The 20,134-nt window shown below is 72.3% G+C and carries 16 protein-coding genes; 7 read left to right on the top strand and 9 right to left on the bottom strand.

What is annotated here, in order from left to right; translation table 11 throughout:
• Positions 1-64: 64 nt before the first annotated feature.
• The gene (locus tag ACVGV0_RS13995) at positions 65-1,246 is read right to left on the bottom strand and encodes an ROK family protein (RefSeq protein WP_459156115.1); all 1,182 of its coding nucleotides are present in this window, start codon (positions 1,244-1,246) and stop codon (positions 65-67) included.
• Positions 1,247-1,427: 181 nt separating this feature from the next.
• On the opposite strand from ACVGV0_RS13995, the gene ACVGV0_RS14000 reads away from it, so the two are divergent.
• Genes ACVGV0_RS14000 through xylB form a run of 3 tightly spaced genes read left to right on the top strand, consistent with a single transcriptional unit; the run spans position 1,428 to position 5,458 of the window.
• Positions 1,428-2,864 carry a sugar porter family MFS transporter gene (locus ACVGV0_RS14000; RefSeq protein WP_459156116.1) on the top strand — a complete coding sequence of 479 codons (1,437 nt, stop codon included), beginning with the start codon at positions 1,428-1,430 and terminating at the stop codon, positions 2,862-2,864.
• A gap of 42 nt (positions 2,865-2,906) precedes the next feature.
• Positions 2,907-4,061, top strand: coding sequence for a xylose isomerase (xylA, locus tag ACVGV0_RS14005; protein ID WP_459156117.1), 1,155 nt, complete (start codon positions 2,907-2,909; stop codon positions 4,059-4,061).
• Positions 4,058-5,458, top strand: coding sequence for a xylulokinase (gene xylB / locus ACVGV0_RS14010; protein WP_459160014.1), 1,401 nt, complete (start codon positions 4,058-4,060; stop codon positions 5,456-5,458). Before xylA ends, xylB begins: the two co-directional genes overlap by 4 nt.
• A 1,220-nt stretch (positions 5,459-6,678) precedes the next feature.
• Here xylB and kynU read toward each other — a convergent pair.
• The 3 genes from kynU to ACVGV0_RS14025 form a co-directional block, all read right to left on the bottom strand.
• Positions 6,679-7,920, bottom strand: coding sequence for a kynureninase (kynU, locus tag ACVGV0_RS14015; RefSeq protein ID WP_459160015.1), 1,242 nt, complete (start codon positions 7,918-7,920; stop codon positions 6,679-6,681).
• A 23-nt stretch (positions 7,921-7,943) separates the two neighbouring features.
• On the bottom strand, positions 7,944-8,822 hold the full coding sequence (locus ACVGV0_RS14020; protein ID WP_459156118.1) for a tryptophan 2,3-dioxygenase: 879 nt from the start codon (positions 8,820-8,822) through the stop codon (positions 7,944-7,946).
• A gap of 112 nt (positions 8,823-8,934) precedes the next feature.
• Positions 8,935-9,729 carry a class I SAM-dependent methyltransferase gene (locus ACVGV0_RS14025; protein ID WP_459156119.1) on the bottom strand — a complete coding sequence of 265 codons (795 nt, stop codon included), beginning with the start codon at positions 9,727-9,729 and terminating at the stop codon, positions 8,935-8,937.
• Positions 9,730-9,837: 108 nt separating this feature from the next.
• On the opposite strand from ACVGV0_RS14025, the gene ACVGV0_RS14030 reads away from it, so the two are divergent.
• From ACVGV0_RS14030 to ACVGV0_RS14040, 3 genes are all read left to right on the top strand, one after another.
• Complete coding sequence (locus tag ACVGV0_RS14030; RefSeq protein ID WP_459156120.1) at positions 9,838-10,170, top strand: glutaredoxin domain-containing protein; 333 nt, start codon at positions 9,838-9,840, stop codon at positions 10,168-10,170.
• A 176-nt stretch (positions 10,171-10,346) separates the two neighbouring features.
• A complete protein-coding gene (locus ACVGV0_RS14035) occupies positions 10,347-11,966 on the top strand; it encodes an RNA-guided endonuclease InsQ/TnpB family protein (protein ID WP_459156121.1) in 1,620 nt (539 codons plus the stop codon).
• 12 nt (positions 11,967-11,978) lie between these two features.
• The gene (locus ACVGV0_RS14040; RefSeq protein ID WP_459156122.1) at positions 11,979-12,671 is read left to right on the top strand and encodes a Crp/Fnr family transcriptional regulator; all 693 of its coding nucleotides are present in this window, start codon (positions 11,979-11,981) and stop codon (positions 12,669-12,671) included.
• 197 nt (positions 12,672-12,868) lie between these two features.
• On the opposite strand, the gene ACVGV0_RS14045 is transcribed toward ACVGV0_RS14040, so the two are convergent.
• The 3 genes from ACVGV0_RS14045 to ACVGV0_RS14055 all read right to left on the bottom strand — a co-directional run bounded on the left by ACVGV0_RS14045 (position 12,869) and on the right by ACVGV0_RS14055 (position 16,087).
• A complete protein-coding gene (locus ACVGV0_RS14045; protein WP_459156123.1) occupies positions 12,869-13,300 on the bottom strand; it encodes a MerR family DNA-binding protein in 432 nt (143 codons plus the stop codon).
• Between the two features lie 109 nt (positions 13,301-13,409).
• Entirely contained in the window at positions 13,410-15,869 is a 2,460-nt protein-coding gene (locus ACVGV0_RS14050) for a heavy metal translocating P-type ATPase (protein ID WP_459156124.1), read from the bottom strand.
• Entirely contained in the window at positions 15,866-16,087 is a 222-nt protein-coding gene (locus tag ACVGV0_RS14055) for a heavy-metal-associated domain-containing protein (RefSeq protein WP_459156125.1), read from the bottom strand. Before ACVGV0_RS14055 ends, ACVGV0_RS14050 begins: the two co-directional genes overlap by 4 nt.
• 241 nt (positions 16,088-16,328) lie before the next feature.
• Between ACVGV0_RS14055 and ACVGV0_RS14060 the strand changes: the two genes are divergently transcribed.
• Positions 16,329-18,473 carry a glycoside hydrolase family 97 protein gene (locus tag ACVGV0_RS14060; protein WP_459156126.1) on the top strand — a complete coding sequence of 715 codons (2,145 nt, stop codon included), beginning with the start codon at positions 16,329-16,331 and terminating at the stop codon, positions 18,471-18,473.
• A 51-nt stretch (positions 18,474-18,524) separates the two neighbouring features.
• On the opposite strand, the gene ACVGV0_RS14065 is transcribed toward ACVGV0_RS14060, so the two are convergent.
• Positions 18,525-19,223 carry a mycothiol-dependent nitroreductase Rv2466c family protein gene (locus tag ACVGV0_RS14065; protein WP_459156127.1) on the bottom strand — a complete coding sequence of 233 codons (699 nt, stop codon included), beginning with the start codon at positions 19,221-19,223 and terminating at the stop codon, positions 18,525-18,527.
• 108 nt (positions 19,224-19,331) lie between these two features.
• On the bottom strand, positions 19,332-20,081 hold the full coding sequence (locus ACVGV0_RS14070; protein ID WP_459156128.1) for a DUF427 domain-containing protein: 750 nt from the start codon (positions 20,079-20,081) through the stop codon (positions 19,332-19,334).
• Positions 20,082-20,134 lie beyond the last annotated feature (53 nt).

Here is a 20,134-nt window from a genome sequence, read left to right on the forward strand (position 1 = left end):
GGATCGCGGCACTGGGCGCGCAACCGCGGGGCCGGGGCCGCAGCCAGCCGGCTCGGACCGCGGGTCAGAGCGCGACGTGCTCGCGCGCAAGCAGCACGGCGCCGTCGAGCTCGGCGTTGGTCAACGAGCTCGTCACCAGGCGGCAGGCGGACTGCGGCAGCGAGGACCACCGCACCGCTTGTTCCAGCGGAGCCCACAGCTCCTCCCCGGCTCCGGCCACCGCGCCGCCGAGGACGACCAGGTCCGGGTTGAGCACGTTGCGGAGGTAGGCGATGCCGCGTCCCAACCCGGTCCCGGCGCGCCGCACCGCCGCCACCGCCGCGGCGTCGCCGCGCGCGGCGTTCGCCAGCACGGCCCCGATGCCGCTGTCGGGTCCGACATCGCTGCCGGTTCCGAGGCCGCTGTCCGCACCCTGGCCGTCGAGCTCGCGCACCGACCGCAGGATCGCGGGTTGGGAGGCCACGCTCTCGAGGCAGCCGATGTTGCCGCAGGCGCACAGCCGACCGTCGTCCTCGACGCGGCAGTGCCCGATCTCCCCGCCGATCCCGGCGGCTCCGGAGAACAACCGGGAATCGAGCACGACACCGGCGCCGACCCCCGCGCTGACCATGATCCGGACGAAGTTGGCGACCCCCTCGCCCCAGCCGAAGCGCTGCTCCGCCAGCGCACCGGCGTGGGCCTCGTTGTAGATCACCGCCGGGACGCCGAACAGCTCCTCGATCCACTCGCGCAGCGGCACGTCGTGCCAATCCAGGTTCGGGGCGAGCAGGCAGTGCCCGCTGCGGTGGTCGACCAGCCCGGAGACCGACACCCCGACCGAGGCGATGCGGTCGACGGGCACCCCCGCCCGTTCGGCCGTCTCGCGGACCAGCGGCCCCAGCTGCCGCACTCCGGCCGCGGCGTCACCGATCGCGCTGGGCACGGCCGCCTGCGCCAGGGTCTGCCCGAGGGCATCGGCCACCGCGACCGAACTGCTGCGCACACCCAGGTGCACACCGACGTGGGCGCGCGCGTCCGGGTTGAAGACCACGAGGTTCGGCCGGCGGCCGCCGACGACACCGGCCTCGCCCACACCGGCGGGGACGAGCAGGCCCTCCTCCAGCAGCGCGTCGATGATCGACGCCACCGAGGGCTTGGTCAGCCCGGTCGCGCGGGCCACGGCCGCGCGCGAACGCGGCTGCCCGTCGCCGAACAGCTCGAGCACGTGCTGCCGGTTCATCTGCCGGACCGTCCTCGGGTCGGCCATGACGCGAAACCTCCTCGTGCGGCCCGCGCAGCCGCTGCCGGGTGCGGGCACCGCGGCTCTCGGTGACCTCCGCCCATCCGCTCGGCGAGGGGCGAGTTCCATCTTGACACAAGTTAGTAAGGATACGATCCTTACTAACCACTGTTGAGTGCACGTGCCCCACCAATGCAATGGAGCATCGATGTCCGTCCATTCCACCACCGGCACTCCAGGTCCCAGACCCCGCACCCACCCCCTGCGCACGGTGCACTTCGCCTCGGTCGCGGCGCTCGGCGGCTTCCTCTTCGGTTACGACACCGCCGTGATCAACGGAGCCGTCACCGCCATCCGCAGCACCTTCGACGTGGGCTCCGTCGTCACCGGACTGGCCGTGGCGATGGCCCTGATCGGCTCGGCGCTCGGAGCCTGGAACGCCGGGACGCTCGCCGACCGGTACGGCCGCCTGGTCGCGATGCGCACCGCCGCCGTGCTGTTCCTGTTGAGCGCGATCGGCTCGGCACTGCCCTTCACCGTCTGGGACTTCACCTTCTGGCGCCTCGTCGGCGGCGTCGCGGTCGGCATGGCCTCGGTGATCGCACCGGCCTACATCGCCGAGATCTCCCCGGCCGGCAGCCGGGGACGCCTCGGCTCGCTGCAGCAGCTGGCCATCGTGCTGGGGATCGCGATCTCCCAGGCCGTCAACTGGATCATCGCCGGCGCGGCCGGCGGCGCCGAAGAGCCGCTGCTGGGGATCGACGCGTGGCAGTGGATGCTGGCCGCGGAGGCCGCTCCGGCCGTCCTCTACGGCATGCTGGCCCTCACCATCCCCGAATCACCGCGCTACCTCCTCGCCCGCGGCCGCGAGGAGAACGCCCGCGAGGTCCTGAGCAACGCGGAAGGCGGCGACGTCGACGAGCGGCTCGCCGAGATCCGGGAGTCCGTGGCGAACGACCACCGGCCGCGGGTGCGGGACTTGCGCAGAGCGGGCACCGGTCTGCTCCCGATCGTCTGGGTCGGCATCGTCCTGTCCGCGCTGCAGCAGTTCGGCGGGATCAACGTCATCTTCTACTACTCCTCGGCGCTGTGGCAGTCGGTCGGCATCGACGAGTCCAGCTCGCTGCTGCTGAGCCTGTCCACCCAGATCTTCAACATCCTGGGCACCGTCGTCGCCCTGGTGCTGCTGGACCGGGTCGGACGCCGCCCCCTGCTGCTGACCGGTTCGGCGGGCATGACGGTCATGCTGGCGATCGCCACGTTCGCCTTCAGCCGCGCACGCACCGTGGACGGCGAGCCGGAGCTGGCCGATCCGTACGGCCCGATGGCGCTGACCGCCGCGCACGCGTTCGTGTTCTTCTTCGCCATCTCGTGGGGCCCGGTCGTGTGGGTGCTGCTCGGCGAGATGTTCCCGAACCGGTTCCGCGCCCCGGCCCTGGCGGTGGCCGCCGCGGCCCAGTGGCTGGCGAACTTCGCCATCACCGCCACCTTCCCGCCGCTGTCCGAGATCAGCCTGTCGCTGACCTACCTCGGCTACACCGCTTTCGCGGCGGTGTCGGTGTGGTTCGTCCTCAAGTGGGTCCCCGAGACCAGGGGCCGGACTCTCGAGGACATGGACCGCACCGCGCTGGCGCGGACGGGCTGAGCACCCGGCCGCGCCTTCCCCGACCCGATACGAGGAGAGCACATGGACCTCACCCCCACTGCCCAGGACCGCTTCGCCTTCGGCCTGTGGACGATCGGCTGGCGGGCCGACGACCCGTTCGGCGATCCCACCCGCGAGCGCCTCGACCCGGTCGAGGCCGTGCACGGGCTCGCCGAGATCGGCGCCTACGGCATCACGTTCCACGACGACGACCTGGTCCCGTTCGGCACGCCGGAGTCCGAGCGCACCGCGATCATCGAGCGGTTCCGCGGGGCGCTGGCCGAAACCGGACTGGTGGTGCCGACCGCGACCACCAACCTGTTCGGACACCCGGTGTTCAAGGACGGCGCGCTGACCGCCAAGGACCGCGACGTGCGGCGGTTCGCCCTGCGCAAGGCGGCCCGCAACATCGACCTGGCCGCCGAGCTGGGCGCGCAGACCTACGTGTTCTGGGGCGGCCGCGAGGGCTCGGAGGCCGAGGCCGCCTACGACCCGACCGCTGCCCTGGAGCGGTACCGCGAAGGCCTCAACGCGCTGACGCACTACGTCAAGGAGCGGGGCTACCAGCTGCGGTTCGCCGTTGAGCCCAAGCCGAACGAGCCGCGCGGCGACCTCCTGCTGCCGACCATCGGCCACGCCCTGGCCTTCATCCAGACCCTGGACCACCCGGAGATGGTCGGGGTCAACCCCGAGGTCGGCCACGAGCAGATGGCGGGCCTCAACGCCGTGCACGGCTACGCCCAGGCGCTGTGGCAGGGCAAGCTGTTCCACATCGACCTCAACGGCCAGCACGGTCCCCGCTACGACCAGGACCTCGTGTTCGGGCACGGGGACCTGATCAACGCGTTCTTCCTCGTCGACCTGCTGGAGAACGGCGGCTACGAAGGGCCGCGCCACTTCGACTACAAACCGCTGCGCACCGAGGACGAGTCCGGCGTGTGGGAGAGCGCGCGCTCCAACATGCGCACCTACCTGGCCCTGCGGGAACGAGCGCTGCGGTTCCGCCGGGACCCCGAGGTCGCCGAGGCGCGCGAGGCCGCGCGCGTGGACCAGCTGTCGGTGCCCACTCTGGACAGCGGAGAAGGAGTCACCGGCCTCCTGTCCGAGGAGCTCGACGTCGACGAGGCGGCCGAACGGGGCGCGGCGAACGCGCGCCTGCAGCAGCTGGCCGTGGAACACCTGATGGGAGCGCGCTGATCACGACCCTGGTCGCGGGGATCGATTCGTCGACCCAGTCCTGCAAAGTGCTCGTCCGCGATGCCGGTACAGGTGCCCCGGTGCGCGAGGGGCGAGCCGACCATCCCGGCGGGACCCAGGTCGACCCCCGCCACTGGTGGGCGGCCCTGAACACCGCCGTCGACCGGGCCGGAGGGATCGACGACGTCGCCGCGGTGTCGGTGGCCGGCCAGCAGCACGGGCTGGTCTGCCTGGGCGAGCGGGGCGAGGCCGTGCGCACGGCGTCGCTGTGGAACGACCTCGCCCCCGCCGCGGCGGCCGATGCGCTCGCCGCCGAGCTCGGTCCGCAGCAGTGGGCCGAGGCGGTCGGGATCGTGCCGCGCGCCTCGTTCACCGTGGCCAAGCTGCGCTGGCTCGCGGAGTCCGACCCGGTTTCGGCCGGGCGCACCGCGGCGGTGTGCCTGCCCCACGACTACCTGACGTGGCGGTTGGCCGGCACCGGCGATCCCGCTCGCACCACCACCGACCGGGGCGACGCCTCCGGTACCGGGTACTGGTCGCCGCGATCGGAGAGCTACCGCAGCGACCTGGTCCGGCGGGCGTTCGGGTCGGTGCCGGAGCTGCCGCGCGTGTGCGGACCGGCCGAGCAGGTCGCGAACCGCGGCGGCCTCGTGCTCGGGCCGGGCACGGGCGACAACATGGGTGCGGCGCTGGGCCTGGGAATCGGTCCGGGCGACGTCGTGGTCTCGCTGGGGACCTCGGGAGCGGTCTTCGCCGTCGGCGAGTCCCCGGTCGCCGACCCGACCGGGGACATCTCCGGTTTCTGCGACGCGACGGGCCGGTACCTGCCGCTGGTGTGCACCCTCAACGCCGCGCGCGTGCTCAGCAGTGCCGCGGAGGTGCTCGGTACCGACCTCGACGGGCTGGACCGGCTCGCCGCGCGGGCCGAGGCCGGTGCCGGCGGGCTGACGCTGCTGCCCTACCTCGAAGGGGAGCGAACACCGAACCTGCCGAGAGCGACCGGCACGGTCACGGGTCTGCGCACCGCCAACATGACCGCGGCGAACCTGACCCGGGCCGCGGTCGAGGGCATGCTGTGCGGGCTCGCCGAGGGGCTCGACCTGCTGCGCGAACGCGGCGTGCAGGTCCACCGCGTGCTGCTGACCGGCGGAGCTGCGCGCTCGGCGGCCGTGCGGAGCGCGGCCCCGGACCTGTTCGGCGCCGACGTCGAGGTGTCCGCGCCGGACGAGTACGTGGCCATCGGGGCGGCGCGGCAGGCGGCCTGGGCCCTGGCGGGAGCGGCGGAGCCGCCGGCCTGGGAGGTCACCCGCAGCCGGGTGCCGGCGGGGGATCCGACTGCGCTGCGGCCGGTGCGCGAGGCCTACCGCGAGGCCCGCGAGCGGATGCACCCGGCCTGATCCGGTGGGTGCGCCCCGGCCCGGTCGGTGCCGCGGTGCCCCCCCGGACCACTGTGGAGGGAGCTAGGAGGAGTCCGCGATCCTGTCACCGAGCGGCCACCTCGCCTTGGCCCGCTGCTTCTTGGCCGGACCCCGCCGGCGATGGTGCACTCCAGGTGCACATCGTCCGTGCTCGTTGCGAAGGAGGAATCATGGCTGACGAGGTGACCGACCCGGTGAACGAGGAGACCGCCGTGGACGGCGAATCCGCCGCGGAGGAGACCGAAGCGGAAACGGTCGGGAACGCCGGCGTTTCCGAGGACGAGGAGTGAGCCAGCGGAGTTCCGCACTCCCGCTGCGGTGATCGCCCCGCTGCGGTGGTCACCGTGAGCAGGATCGCGGCGGGTCCGCCAGCTCGTCGCGATCCACAGCGGCGCTCAGCCGCCCTTCCCTCCCCGCAGCCCGCGAGGGCTCGGTGCGTCAGCGCGGTGGGGGTGTCCACTCCGGACGCTCCTGCCGCGCCCGCACCGGCAGCACCTTGCACGACGAGCGAACCGGCGCTAACGTGTCGCCACCTCACGCAGGAAGGCGATCGCTCGCATCACGGGCCGCGGAAGGAACGGCAACGATGCCCTAGTTGGGATTGGCCGACACCAACGGCATCCTCGACCAGCCCTGGATCCAGCCCGACCGCACCAGCAGGGGTCTCGGCTGGGAGTGGCTGTACGTCTCGAGCCACCGGGAGCAGCCCTACAGGTCGGAATTCGACGCGGCCGGCAGTCACCTGCTGATCCTGCACCGCAACGGGCCGGTGACCGTGCGGCGCGGCCGCCAGCGACAACATCGTCGAACTCGCAACCGGAGCCGACGTCCTCCTCCACGAAGCCCTCGACATCGAGTGGTACCGCGCCAACGGCACGCCTGACCACAAGATCGCCCACCTGACCCAGTCCCACGCACCCGCAGCGGCGGTCGGTTCCCTCGCCCAGAGAGCCGGCGTCGCCGCCCCCGTGCTGAGCCGCCTCGCCCCGGCCCCACCGTCCTCGGTGTCCGATGAACGGTGGCGCCATCAAGCCCAGCGCGGTTTCGACGGCCGCGTCATCGTGGCCGACGATCTGTAGCGCCATGCGGTGAGCTGAGGGCTCCGAACCGCGCACGGAGCCCTGTTCAGCGCGGAAGGCGAGGTGCGATGATGGTCGATACCCGTGGCATTTACGTTGGCGTCGGAGTTAGCGGCGATGTCACCGCTGCGCACCGGATTCGACGAGGTCGGCGAGCACCGAGAGTCCGTCGTAGACCTCGGTGAAGCTCGTGCTCAGCGGTGACAGTCCGATCCGGATGCCGTCCGGAGCGCGGAAGTCGGGGATGACGCCCCGCTCCCAGAGCCGGTCGTTGACCGCGCGGAAGTCCCCGCGGCGCAACGTGATGTGGCCGCCGCGGCGCGCCGGTTCGCGCGGCGAGGCCAGTTCCACGCCCCGGTCGAGCACCCAGGCGTCGGCCAGCTCCAGGGCGAAGCCCGTCAGTGCCAGCGATTTCTCCCGCACAGCCCCGATACCGGCTTCTTCGAGCGCGTCCAGACCGGTCACCAGCGGCATCATGGCCAGGATCGGGGGCGTGCCGCTGATCATGCCGCGCACCCCCTCGGCGGGCTGGTGTCCCGGGCCCATCGCGAACGGCTCGCGGTGACCCATCCAGCCCCAGATCGGCTGGTGCACCCTGCCGTGGTGGCGCCGGTTCACGTACCCGAACGCGGGCGCTCCCGGCCCGCCGTTGAGGTACTTGTAGGTGCAGCCGACCGCGAAGTCGGCCTCCCAGTCGTCCAACTGCACCGGCGCGGAACCGACCGAGTGGCAAAGGTCCCACAGCACCAGCGCGCCCGCGTCGTGCGCGGTGCGGGTGATCGTCGCGGCATCGGCCAGGTACCCGGAGCGGTAGGCCACGTGGCTGAACACCACCAGCGCCGTGTCCGGTCCGACCACCGCGGCGACCTGCTCGGCGGTGACCCCCGCGGCCGGGTCGGTGGCGATCCACCGCAGGTCCAGGCCCCGCTCGGCCGCGATGCCCTCCAGCACGTAGCGGTCGGTCGGGAAGTTGTCCGTGTCCAGCACGATCTCGGTGCGTCCCGGACGGGCGTCCACCGCGGCGCGGGCGAGCTTGTAGAGCAGCACCGTGGTCGAGTCGGCGACCACCACCTGCCCCTCGCCGGCACCGATCGCGGTGCGGCCGAGGCGGTCGCCGACCTGCTGCGGCCAGTCGAGCCAGCCGTCGCTCCAACCGCGGATCAGCCGCCGTCCCCACTGCTCGCGGATGAACTCGTCCATCCGCTCGGCGGTGCCCCGCATCGGGCGTCCCAGCGAGTTGCCGTCGAGGTAGGCGAGGACGTCGCCTACCCCGGTGGGCAGGAACTCCGCCCGGTGCGCGCGCAGCGGATCGGTCTCGTCCAGGGCGCGGGCCTTCTCCTGCGCGGCGGCGCGGTCCAGCATGGTCTTGCCTCCGGTCTGCCAGGTCACTGCTGCGCGTCCTGCACTCCGCACGCTCCGATCTCGGTGCGCACCGCGTACATCTCGGGGAAGAAGGTGAGGTCCAGCGCCTGCTCGAGGAAAGCCACCCCGCTGGAGCCGCCGGTGCCGCGCTTGAACCCGATCACCCGTTCCACGGTCTTGAGGTGCCGGAAGCGCCAGATCTGGAAGTTCTCCTCCAGGTCCACCAGCTCCTCGCAGGTCTCGTAGGCCTCCCAGTTCTCCTTCGGCGCCTCGTAGATGCCGCGGATCACCGGCACCAGCTCGGGGGTGAAGGTGTGCGCCTGCCGAACGTCGCGTTCCAGCAGCGACTCCGGCACCGGGTGTCCGCAGCGGGCCAGGTAGCGGAGGAACTCGTCGTAGATGCTCGGCCGGTCGCGCAGCTCGACGAGCATCGCGCGGGCCGCCTCGTCGTGGCTGAACACCTCGAGCATGTCCTCGTTCTTGTTGCCCAGGACGAATTCGACGGCGCGGTACTGGGCGGACTGGAAGCCCGAGGAACTGCCCAGGAAACCGCGGAACTCCGCGTACTCCGAGGGGGTCAGGGTGGCCAGCACCGACCACTGCTCGGTGAGCGTGCGCTGGATGTGCTTGACCCGGGCCAGGCCCTTGAGCGCGGACCGCAGCCGGTCGCCGGCCATGTGCTCCTGGGCCGCGCGCAACTCGTGCAGCACGAGCTTGAGCCACAGTTCGGAGGTCTGGTGCTGGATGATGAACAGCAGCTCGTCGTGGTGCTCCGGCTCGCTGATCGGTTGCTGCGCCGACAGCAGCAGGTCCAGGCGCAGGTAGTTCCCGTAGGTGAGCTTGTCGCGCAAGTCGCGCACGACCTGCTCCTCGACGGGGCGGGTGTTGCTCGCGTCGGCCATGCGGATCTCCTCACATCACGCGCGCCTCGGACCTCGGTCAGGTCGTGCTGCAGCATGCAGGCGGTCGTCAAAGTAACGCAGGACGCCGAGAACCAGGCGAACCACCGCGGCGTCATCGGTACCGCGGCGACCGGGCGAGCACCCGGTGCAGCGGCAGCGGAAGCCTCCGTCCCGGACGCGCCCACCGCCCGAGCTCCCCCTTGGCCGCCTCGAGGCGGTCAGCGCCAGTGCCCGGCAGGTACAGGCTGTCGACGAGCAGCGCGGCGGCCTCACCGGTCTCCACCGGGAACCGGAAGATCCGCCGCTCGGTGCTGCGGACCTCGAACCCGTGCCCGGCCAGGATGCGGGGAAGGCCGTCGCAGGCGCGCGGGTTGGGCCAGGGCTGGCCCGTGGCGCCGAGGGCCCGCAGCACTCGCGCCCAGCCGAGCCAGCCCTGCGGCGAGAGGCCGATCCGGGACGGCACCAGGGCGACGAGGAGACCACCCGGCCGCAGGACGCGCCTGAACTCGGCCAGCACGGCCTCCAGCGGGGTGAGCACCTGCAGCGACAGCGCGGCGCACACGGCACCAGCAGCACCGTCGCCGAACGGCAGCGCATCGGCGCGGGCCCGCACGAGCGGTCCCCGCCCGGCGGCCGCGGCCGCGGCCAGCTCCCCGGCGCTGAGGTCCACGCCGACCCAGTCGCGCCCGGCCAGGTGCTCCCGCGTCGGTCCGGAGCCGCACGCGGCGTCCACGATCCTGCCCGCGGTGCCGCGCAGGGGGGCGACCAACCACGCGTGCGGCGAACCGTCCACGCGGCTGAGCACCCGTTCGGTGACACCGGACTTGCGGTCGTGGAAATCCGCGAGGTAGTGCCGCCAGGCGGCATCGCGGTCCTCGGAGCTGTCCGGCGCGGAGTCGTTCGTCACGGGGCTGACAATTCCGTTGCGACCTCTCCCCCGCAACCGGTGCACTCGAGCGCGACGACCGGCTCGCCGGGATGGGAGCATGCGTACCGAGGCCCTCGTGGAGGCACGATGAACGCGGAACACGACGACTCGCCCAGCGCTGTCGAGTTCTACTGGCGCCCCGGCTGCCCGTTCTGCATGGCGCTCAGGGTGCCGCTGCGCCGCAGCGCCCTGCCCGTGCGGGAGGTCAACATCTGGAAGGACCGCGGGGCCGCTCAGCGCGTGCGGGCGGCGACCGGCGGCGACGAGACCGTTCCCACGGTCTTCGTCGGCCAGCACGCCCTGGTCAACCCGAGCTTCCGGCAGGTCCGCGCCGCCGTACGCGAGCACGCACCGCGCCTGCTCGACGAGGGGGAACCCGCGCGGGGCCGGGCGTTCCGCCTCTTCCGGCGCCGGCGGTGAGACCGGGCGAGGTCCTCGTCCGGTCCCCGGTGCGGCGCGCGCCGTCCCGCTCGCCCGCTGACGAGCGGGATCGCTGACCTCGGGCACCGGACCGGGCCGACGCGCCCGTCGGTGCCCACCCCGGCAGGACCTCGTTGTGTAACGGCGGTCACCGAACGGACCGGGCCGCGGAGCGCATGCTGGGCCGGACGGGCTCCGGTCTGGCCTACGGCGTGATCTGGTGGGTGCTCGACGGCCTGCTGCTCATGCCGGCCGAGCTGGGCATGCCCGTGCTGCAGATGGGCACCAGCGCCGCGCAGAGCCTGCTGGGGCACCTGCTCTACGGAATCGTCACCGCGCTGGTCCTCTACCAGGCGAGCTGGGAGAGTCCTGCCCTTCGGGGCGGGAGTGCATCAGCGCCAGCGTTCCTGTCGGACCTAATCGTTACTATCTCCGCGGGAAGGAGGTGCGCCATGAAGGCCAACACCGCTCGCAAGTACCGGCTCTACCCCACTCGCGAGCAGGCCGACCGCCTCGCCTCCTGGGCGCACACCTGCCGCGCGGTGTGGAACACCGCCTTGGCGCAACGCATCTGGGCTTACAAGTCCGCGCAGCGGGTCGCGGTGCGTGCGACGCAGCAGTGCGCCGAACTCAGCGACGCTCGCCAAGAGTGCGGCTGGCTGCGCGACCTGCCCGCGCAGTCCGCGCAACAGGTGCTGCGGTACCTCGACGCGGCGTACGACAACTTCTTCAACTCGCAGCACCCGGCTGGGTTTCCGCAGTTCAAGAAGAAACGCGATGCCCCCTCCGTCCCGTTCGTCGGGCAGGCGGTGCAGGTGCGGAAGGTGTCGCGCCGCACGGCACAGGTGAAACTGCCGAAACTCGGTTGGGTCACCTTCCGCCTGTCCCGTCCGCTCGGCGGCACAGTGCGCAACGCCACCGTCAGCCGGGACGGGCTCGGGTGGCACGTCGCGTTCGGCGTGCACATACCCGAACCGGTCGAGCAACCGGTGCACACCGGCCCGGCCGTCGGTATCGATGTCGGCATTTCCTGTTCGGTGTTTCTGTCCACCGAAGCAGCCGCGCGGCAACGTCCCGACACGCTCACCCCCGGTGAACGGCAACGCCTGCGTGGACTGGAGCGCCGCAAGGCGCGGCAACTCGCCTACGCGAAGAAGCACAACGGTGGCCGGTACTCCAACCGGCTGCGCAAGACCAGCGCGCAGATCAGCGCGATCGCGGCGCGGCAGGCTCGCCGCCGCGCCGACTGGAACCACAAGTTCACCGCCGAGGTCGCCAACAGCCACGGCACCGTGGCGGTCGAAGCCTTGAAGGTCTCCAGCATGACCCGCTCCGCGCGGGGCACGGTCGATGCGCCTGGGTCGGGTGTGCAGCAGAAAGCCGGGCTGAACCGCAGCATTACCGATCAGGGATGGTTCGAAATCCGCCGCCAACTCGGCTACAAAACCCGCCGGCACGGTGGCGAGCTGATCGCAGTGCCCGCGCCGGGCACGTCGCAAACGTGTAACCGGTGCGGCGCGCGTGATCCCGAATCGCGAGAGGGGTGCGGCCGGTTGTTCTCGTGTACCCAGTGCGGACACACCGACCACGCCGACCGCAACGCGGCTCGCACCATCCTTGATCGAGCGCTTCCCACCGCCGGACGGGCGGGCGCTGGCGTGCACGGGAACGTCAGCGCACAGAGCACGCGCAGTCCCCGCCAGGGGCGAGGCACTCGCACGGGTGGCCGGTTGCGTGAACCCCCTCCCCGGTCTCCGCAACATGACCAGGAGGAATCACCGCCCTCAGGGCGATGAGGACGTCAATGCTTGTCCGAGGTCGACCTCTTCCAGGACCTCTCCCGGCGGGAGATGGCCGACCTGGGAGCGCGTGCCCCGCTGCGCGACGTCCCCGCGGGGCAAGTGCTCTACAGCCCGCAGCGCCCGGCCGAGGCGCTGTTCATCATCAAGCGCGGCCGGGTGCGCCTGTACCGGATCGGCTCCGCGGGACAGACCGTGACCACCGCGCTGCTCGGCCGCGGCACCGTGTTCGGAGACCTCCCGCTCATCGGACTGCGGATGGGCGAGGACTGGGCCGAGGCCCTGGAACCGTCGCAACTGTGCCTGATGGGTCTGCACGACGTGCGGCAGCTGCTGCTGGCCGACCCGCGGATCGCCACCCGCATCGTCGAGCACATGACCGAGCGGATCGCCGAGCTCGAACGCCGCCTGACCGACCTGGCGTCGAAGAGCCTCCCGCAGCGACTGGCCGGCACGTTGTGGACCCTGACGAAGGGGGCTCCGCCGGAGACCGCCCCCGAACCGGTCCGATTGACCCATCACCAGCTCGCCGGTCTGGCCAACGCCACCCGGGAACGCACCACCACCGCCTTGGGGGAGCTGGCCGAGCGGGGACTCGTCCGGCTGCACCGCGGGAAGATCACCGTCACCGACCGGAAGCGGCTGCTGACCTACGCCGAAAGCGGCGGCCGGGTGCCCGGCGGCTCCCCGCCGGGGGTGTGAACGCGGCACAGCACCGGCAACTGCCGCACGATCCACCGCTGCGCGGAGGGCAGCGTCACGGCCGGGCGCGCACGCCCGGCGTCCGCACCGGAACCTTCCCTCCTCCCGGCGAGCACCGCGGATCCCGACCGGTGCGCCCCGCTCCGGCTGCTCACGCGGGGCGGTTCGCGGAGAGCAGCGCTGCTCTCCGCGCGCAGCTACGCCTCGGAGCCCGCGTCACCGTGCTCGGCCGGGGTCTCGATGATGCGGCAGACGGTGGCGCTCGCGCCGCGGCGCTGGTCGTTGCGCGCGTTCTCGCGCACGGAGGCCAGCGTGGTGCGGAGCGCGCGGAGCTCGACCAGGGTCCGGTCGATGTCGTTGATGCGCTCGTCGAGCAGCGCGGTGACCCGGTCGCACGGCACGCTTCCCCGGCGTTGCAGGTCGAGGATGTTCTTGATCTCCGGCAGGGTGAGCCCGAGGGTCTTGGCGCGGCGGATGAACTGCAGCACGGCGATGTCGCCGTCGGTGAACAGGCGGTAGCCGGACGCGGTGCGCTCGGCCGCGGGCAGCAGGCCCTTGGCCTCCCACAACCGGATGGCCTTGGCCGAGACCCCGACGATCCCGGCCGCGCCGCCGACGGTGTGCACCATGGCGATCCCTCCTTCGCGGGCTCGTCCGCCCATTGTCGCCCCTCCGTTCGAGGCCCCCTCCGTTCGAAGCCGGGGCCCACCAGCACCGCGGCCTCGGCGAAAGCGCAGTTCACCCGGTGGTGCGCTCCCCCGCGTCCGGATCGATCCGGCCGAGGCTGCCGACGGCCTCCAGCAGCAGCGACGGGCGGGTGCCGATGGAGTTGACGAAGATGGAGGTCACCGAGGCGGCCATGGCGATCATGGCCCACACGGGGTAGACGAGCCCGGTGGTGGCCAGCGGGATCCCGATGCCGTTGAAGGTGAACGCCAAGCCCACGTTCACCCGGGTGCGCCGGTAGGCCCGGGCGCTGACCTCCCGGGCGTCGAGCACGGCGGTCACGTCCTCGCGCAGCAGCACGACGTCCGCGGACTCCACGGCGATGTCCGTGCCGCCACCGGCGGCGATGCCCACGTCGGCCTGCATCAGCGCGGGCGCGTCGTTGATGCCGTCGCCGACCACGGCCACCCGCGTGCCGCCGGCCTGCAGCTCGCGCACGATGGCGGCCTTGCCCTCCGGGCGCACGCCGGCACGGACGTCGTCGATGCCGAGGCGCGCGGCGACGTACCGCGCCGCCCGCTCGTCGTCCCCGGTGACCAGCACCGGCTCCACACCGCGCTCGCGCATGGCTGCGACCGCCTCGGCGGCGTCCGGGCGCGGCTCGTCGCCCAGCGCCAGCGCTCCGAGGACGGCTCCACCGGCTGCCACGGCGATCACGGTGTGCCCGGAGTCCTCCCGCTGCTCGCTCCGCACAGCGAGCCCCGCGGTGTCCGCACCGGACTCCGCGAGGAGCTCCGGCTTGCCGACGAGCACGTCCCGCCCGCGCACGGTGGCGCGCACCCCGGCACCGGGGACCGACTCGAAGTCCTCGGCCTCGGGCACGGGCACGCCCCGGTTCCGGGCGGTGTCGACGATCGCGCGGGCCAGCGGGTGTTCGGAGTGCTGCTCCGCCGCTGCCGCCAGCTCCAGCAGCTCGTCCTCGCCGGTGGCGGTGGCGCGCACGTCGCGCACGGTCAGCCTGCCCTCGGTGAGCGTGCCGGTCTTGTCCAGCACGACGGCCCGCACCAGCCGGAAGGTCTGGAACGCCTCGCCGGTGCGCATCACCACGCCCCGGTCCGCGGCCTGCCCGGTGCCGCGCACGATGGCCAGCGGAGCGGCGATGCCCACCGCGCAGGGGTAGCCCATCACCAGCACCGACAGCGCGGCGAACACCGCCCGGCGCACGTCGGGCTCGCCGGCGAACACCCACGTGCCGGTCAGCCAGACCAGCAGCGCCAGCGCGGAGATCGTCAGCACGGTGGGGGTGTAGATCCGCAGCACCCGGTCGACCAGGTGCAGGATGCCCGGCTTGAGCGCGCGGGAGTCCTCCACGTGGCGGGCGACCTGGGCGAGGAACCCCTCCGCGCCGGTCGCCGCCACCTCCACCACCAGACTGCCGGTGCCGTTGATCGCCCCGCCGACGACCTCGCCGCCCGGGCCGCGCTCCGCCGGCACGGCTTCACCGGTGACCAGCGAGAAGTCGATCGCCGACTCCCCGGAGACGATGCGGCCGTCCAGCGGGACGCGCTCGCCCGGGCGGATGCGGATGCGCCGGCCGACTGCGACGTCCTCGACCGGCACCTCGGATTCGGCGCCGTCGGCGCCCACCACGCGGGCCAGGTCGGGCTGCAGGTCCAGCAGCTTCTTGACCGCCTGGCTGGAGCGGGTTTTGACCAGCAGCGAGAGCCACTCGGAGAAGACGTGGTAGTTCGCCACCAGCACCGACACGGCGAAGAACGCCGCCGTGGGGTACCCGGGCAGCAGGCCGGTCAGCCCGATCACGCCACCGGTGATGCCGGCGAACGCGCCGACCTCCAGCAGCACGTGCTGGTTGAGGACGCCGCGCCGCGCGGACTGGTAGGCCATCCGCAGGATGTGCGGGGCCACCCCGGCGACCACGGCCGCGGCCAGGAGTCCGGCCACCCAGCCGAGCACCGGTGGGTCCAGCGCACCGGTGCCGCGCAGGACGAGCGCGGCCACCCCGGGTGCCACGACGGCCAGCGCGCCGCTCCCCGCCACCGCCCGGCCGGCGCGGCGCAGCACCGCGTAGGAGACCGGCACCATCAACGCCACCACGGTCAGCGGCACCAGCACCGACCAGATCCCGGCGAGCTCGGCGATGAGTCCGATCGCGGTCAGGCTCGCGGCCACCGCACCCAGCAACCGCTTTCCCTCGCGGACGAGGTCGCGCTCCTCGTCGGCGAAGGCGCGCAGCTTGCGCGGGTCGTACAGCTCGTAGCCGACGTCGCGCAGGTCGCCCAGGATCCGCTCCGGGGTGATCCGCTCGGCCTCGTAGTCGACCAGCACCTGCTCGTGCGTCAGGCTCACCGCGACCTGGCCGACCCCGTCCAGCCGGCCGAGGGTCTTCTCGATCGTGCCCGTGCACAGCGAGCAGTGCAGGCCCGCGACCTTCGCCCGGACCCGCCGGTGCCCCGGATGCGGACTCGGCTCGGACTCCCACAGCCGGGCCTCTTCCGCGGTCGTCGCACTCATCGCGCGGCCCCCTCGACCACCTCGAAGCCCGCGTTCCCGAGGCGCTCGACCAGTACCTGCCGCTCCGGCGGCTCCGGCCCGAGAAGGATCCGGACCCGGTCCGAGACGTGATCGGCGGACACCTCGCGCACGCCCTCGACGCGCTTGAGCACCGCACCGATGCGCTCGGCGCACGCGCCGCACTCCATACCGCGCACCTGCAGTTCGACCGCGTCCACAACGCCTTCCTCATCGCCCGTGACCGGGGGTTTCTCCGTTGCAGCGACAACGTAGAACCTTGCCCCTTGGGGAAGGTCAACCGCGGAGACAGGCCGAACCCGCTCCCCTGCTCCGTCCGCGTGAGTACTGCTCAGTAATCGAAAACCCTCGCACTGAACACTTCTGAATCCTTGACCGATACACCTCGCATTGCTGTGATCAACCCCTCCGATCGACTCCACGGGACTGGAGGTGCTTCGCGTGTCGGGACGTGACATGAGCCGTCGCGCTTTCGTGGCGGGAGCAGGAATGGCGGCCACCGGTGCGGTCGCGGGGCCGGCGCTCGGGACCGGGCCGGTGACCGCCGCCGAAGCGGCCGGGGCTCCGCTGGTGGTGCCCTCGCCCGACGGGGCCGTCGAGCTGCGCTTCCGAGTGGTCGACGGGCACCCGCAGTACTGCGTGCTGCACGCGGGCAGGACCGCCATCACCTGGTCCGGGATGGGGTTCGAACTCGACGGCGGTGCGGATCTCCGCCGGGGGATGGCGCTGGCTGCGGTGCACCGCGACGAGCTCGACGAGACGTGGACACCGGTGTGGGGTGCGCGCTCCGAGGTGCGCAGCCACTGCAACCGCGCGGTGATCCGGCTGCGCGCACCGCACGCGCGGGGACGGGAACTGGACGTGGAGGTGCGGGTTTTCGACGACGGAGCCGGATTCCGATACCTGCTCGGCGAGAGCTGGGGCGAATTCGGCGTGTTGGACGAGCACACCGAGTTCCGGTTCACCGCCGACCACACCGCCTGGTCGATCCCCGCGAACTACACCTCCTACGAGTACCAGCACACCGAAACCCCGCTGAGCGGGATCGGCGGGCTGGTCGCCCCGGAGGACTCGCGCGAGGAACCGGAAGAGCGGCTGGGCTCGGCTGCGACGCCGCTGAGCGTGCAGCTCGCCGAGGACCTGTACCTGGCCCTGCACGAAGCGGCGCTCCACGACTACCCGGACATGACGCTGGGCAAGATCGACGGCGGCCCCGACCTGCGCAGCGCACTGGTGCCGCGCAAGGGCGAAGGCCGGACGAAGGCCCGCCTGCGCGGCCCCTTCTCGACTCCGTGGCGCACGTTCGTGGTCGGCACCCGCCCGGGAGACCTGGTCGAATCGCACCTGGTGCTCAACCTCAACGAGCCCTGCGCCCTGGCCGACACCTCCTGGATCGCGCCCGCCAAGTACGTCGGCGTGTGGTGGGAGATCCACAAGGGCCGGAGCACGTGGACGGACGGCCCGGACCTCGGCGCCACCACCGAGAACGTGATGCGTTACATGGACTTCGCCGCGGACAACGGCATCCCGCAGGTGCTGGCCGAAGGCTGGAACAAGGGCTGGAAGTCCGACGACTTCGGGGACTCCCAGGACTTCACCACCCCCAACTCGCAGTTCGACCTGGAGCGCGTGGTGTCCTACGGCAAGCAGCGCGGGGTCGACCTCGTCGCGCACAACGAGACCGGCGGCGGCGTCGACAACTACGAGCAGCAGCTCGACGAAGCGTTCGCCCTGTACGAGCAGCTCGGACTGCCCGCCGTGAAAACCGGTTACGCCGGCACGATCGAGGAACACCACCACCACGACCAGTGGATGGTGCGGCACTACCAGCGCGTGATCGAGAAGGCCGCCGAGCACCAGCTGATGATCAACGCGCACGAACCGATCAAGGGCACCGGGATCGAACGGACCTGGCCGAACTTCGTGTCCCGCGAAGGCGTGCGGGGCCAGGAGTACGAGGCGTGGAGCCGCGGCAATCCGCCCGAGCACACCGTGACGCTGCCGTTCACCCGCATGCTGGCCAGCCCGCTGGACTACACGCCCGGCATCTTCGGCATCACCTGGTTCCCGCCGCAGTCGCCGGAGGACCCCCACGGGGACTCCAACGACCGCACGCGCGTGCACACCACCCGGGCGCACCAGATCGCGCTGTACCCGGTGCTGCTCAGCGGTGTGCAAATGCTCGCCGACATACCAGAGCACTACACCGACGCGCCCGAGTTCGAGTTCCTCAGGGCCGTACCCGCCACCTGGGACGACACCCGGGTCGTCGACGGCGCCATCGGCGACTACGTCAGCATCGCCCGCCGCAGCGGCGACGAGTGGTTCGTCGGCACCCTCACCGACGAGCACGCGCGCACCGTGCGCGTGCCGCTAGACTTCCTCCCGGGGGGACCGCACGTGGCCCACCTCTACACCGACGCACCCGACACCGACTTGGAGAGCAACCCGGAGGCCGTCGCCGTGAGCCGGTTCCTCGTGACCGCCCGCACGACCGTTCCGGCCCGCATGACGGGCGGGAGCGGCCACGCGATGCGGATCGTCCCGGCCACCGAGGAGGACGTGCGGGGTGGGCAGCCGTACTGACTCAGCATGCCCCGAGCACGAGCCTGGCACCAAGTGCGCGGAGCTCCGCGGTCACCGCACCTGCGTGCCCGTCCCAGAGATGCGACTGCTCAGCGGCGTGTCCGGGAAGCTGCGCAGGCTGCGCTTGAGCTCGGCGAACCCCGGCCAGCGGGCGAGGGTGACGGTCGCGTCCCACAGCCGCAGGGCCTCACCACTCTCCGGGGCGCGATCGATGACCGGACCGAACAGGGCGGGCCCGTCCGGCGGGTCGAACGACAGGACCGGCGTGCCCACGCCACCACCGGCGCGTTGGACGGCCTCCTCCGTCTCGGTGCGCAGCTCGGCGTCCCAGCCCGCGTCCGCGGCCGCTTCGGCGAGCCCGCGGGGCAGGCCGGCGAACTCGAGCACGCCGGCCAGGTCGCGCCCGGCGGCGGTGCTCGCCAGCACGGCCTCGAAGCTCTCCTCCGAGGGCGGTTCGACGTTCCAGACCGCCTCGCCCAGCGCCCGGTAGAGCTCACCGACCACCTCGTCGCCGTGCGCGGCCCGGGCCGCGGCGACCACGCGGAGCATCTCCAGCCCGCGCTGGTGGGCCTGCGGGTAGGCGGCCGGTTTGCCCTCGTAGCCGATCGGCTCGTTGAGCACCCGCAGCGACAGCGGACGCCACCGCACGCCGAGCGGGCGCTGCGCGGCCACCGAGCGCACCCACTGCGCGGTGGCCCAGCAGAAGGGGCAGACCGGGTCGAAGAAGAACTCGATGTGCTCGTCGCGCACGTTCCTGCACCTCGCATTCGCGACTGGTCGCGCGCGGCAACGCCCCGGCGACGATGCTCCCACCGGTGCCTGCGCCCGCGTCGCGGCGGGCGCCGGTGGCGGAGTCGCTCAGGAGAACGGGGTCCGCGGGCGCTCCTGCGGCTGCCCGTCCACCTCGGTGTCGACGCGTTCGTCGTAGAAGCAGGCGAGACCGGCGATCTTCTGGCTCTCGGGAAGGGGCGCGCGGTAGCACCACACGACATCGGTGTGCTCGGTGCCGTCGATGACCGCGCTCCAGTACGACGCGGTCCCCTTGTACGGGCACCGGGTCCGGTGCTCGGACGGGCGCAGCAGGTCGACGCGCACGTCGGTCAGCGGCAGGTAGTACCGCGGCGGCAGCCCGGTCTCGAAGAGGACGTGCGGGCGGTGCGAATCCGCGACCACGACACCGCCGATCCGCACCACCACGTGCCGCGAGCTTTCGAGGATGTCGACGCGCGTGTACGGATCGCGCGGATGCACGTACACGGGCTCGTCCTCCTCGAACCACTGGTCCATCGCGCCCCACTCGATGCGCACCAGGTCGCGCAGCTCGCCGACGGCGGACTCGGGGTAGCGGACCGCGGCCTCCGCGGCCCGGGCCTCCCCCGCCTGCACGTGGAAGACCTCGCCGCTGCCGAGATCCGCACGTCCCGGGGCGGTGCCAGCCGGTTCCAGCACCGCGTGGACGTCCGCTGCCGGCAGGTAGTACGTGGGGTAGTACGGCTTCTCCCACACCAGCGCCGGGCGTCGCGTATCCACCACCAGGCGCCCGCCGAGGTAGGCCCGCACCCGTTTCGCGGACCGCTCGACGCGCACCGCCTCCGATGTCGTGCTCATACCGCCATCGTGACGCACGCGCGCGCCGCCGGCGAGGGGACGCGGGAGGTCGG

Source organism: Salinifilum ghardaiensis, assembly GCF_054491345.1.

What these genes read in the sequence shown, in the direction of transcription:
- ACVGV0_RS13995 (WP_459156115.1), bottom strand. Translation starts at nt 1,246, where the DNA reads ATGGCCGACCCGAGGACGGTCCGGCAGATGAACCGGCAGCACGTGCTC.
- ACVGV0_RS14000 (WP_459156116.1), top strand. Translation starts at nt 1,428, where the DNA reads ATGTCCGTCCATTCCACCACCGGCACTCCAGGTCCCAGACCCCGCACC.
- xylA (WP_459156117.1), top strand. Translation starts at nt 2,907, where the DNA reads ATGGACCTCACCCCCACTGCCCAGGACCGCTTCGCCTTCGGCCTGTGG.
- kynU (WP_459160015.1), bottom strand. Translation starts at nt 7,920, where the DNA reads ATGCTGGACCGCGCCGCCGCGCAGGAGAAGGCCCGCGCCCTGGACGAG.
- ACVGV0_RS14020 (WP_459156118.1), bottom strand. Translation starts at nt 8,822, where the DNA reads ATGGCCGACGCGAGCAACACCCGCCCCGTCGAGGAGCAGGTCGTGCGC.
- ACVGV0_RS14030 (WP_459156120.1), top strand. Translation starts at nt 9,838, where the DNA reads ATGAACGCGGAACACGACGACTCGCCCAGCGCTGTCGAGTTCTACTGG.
- ACVGV0_RS14035 (WP_459156121.1), top strand. Translation starts at nt 10,347, where the DNA reads ATGCTGGGCCGGACGGGCTCCGGTCTGGCCTACGGCGTGATCTGGTGG.
- ACVGV0_RS14045 (WP_459156123.1), bottom strand. Translation starts at nt 13,300, where the DNA reads ATGGTGCACACCGTCGGCGGCGCGGCCGGGATCGTCGGGGTCTCGGCC.
- ACVGV0_RS14050 (WP_459156124.1), bottom strand. Translation starts at nt 15,869, where the DNA reads ATGAGTGCGACGACCGCGGAAGAGGCCCGGCTGTGGGAGTCCGAGCCG.
- ACVGV0_RS14070 (WP_459156128.1), bottom strand. Translation starts at nt 20,081, where the DNA reads ATGAGCACGACATCGGAGGCGGTGCGCGTCGAGCGGTCCGCGAAACGG.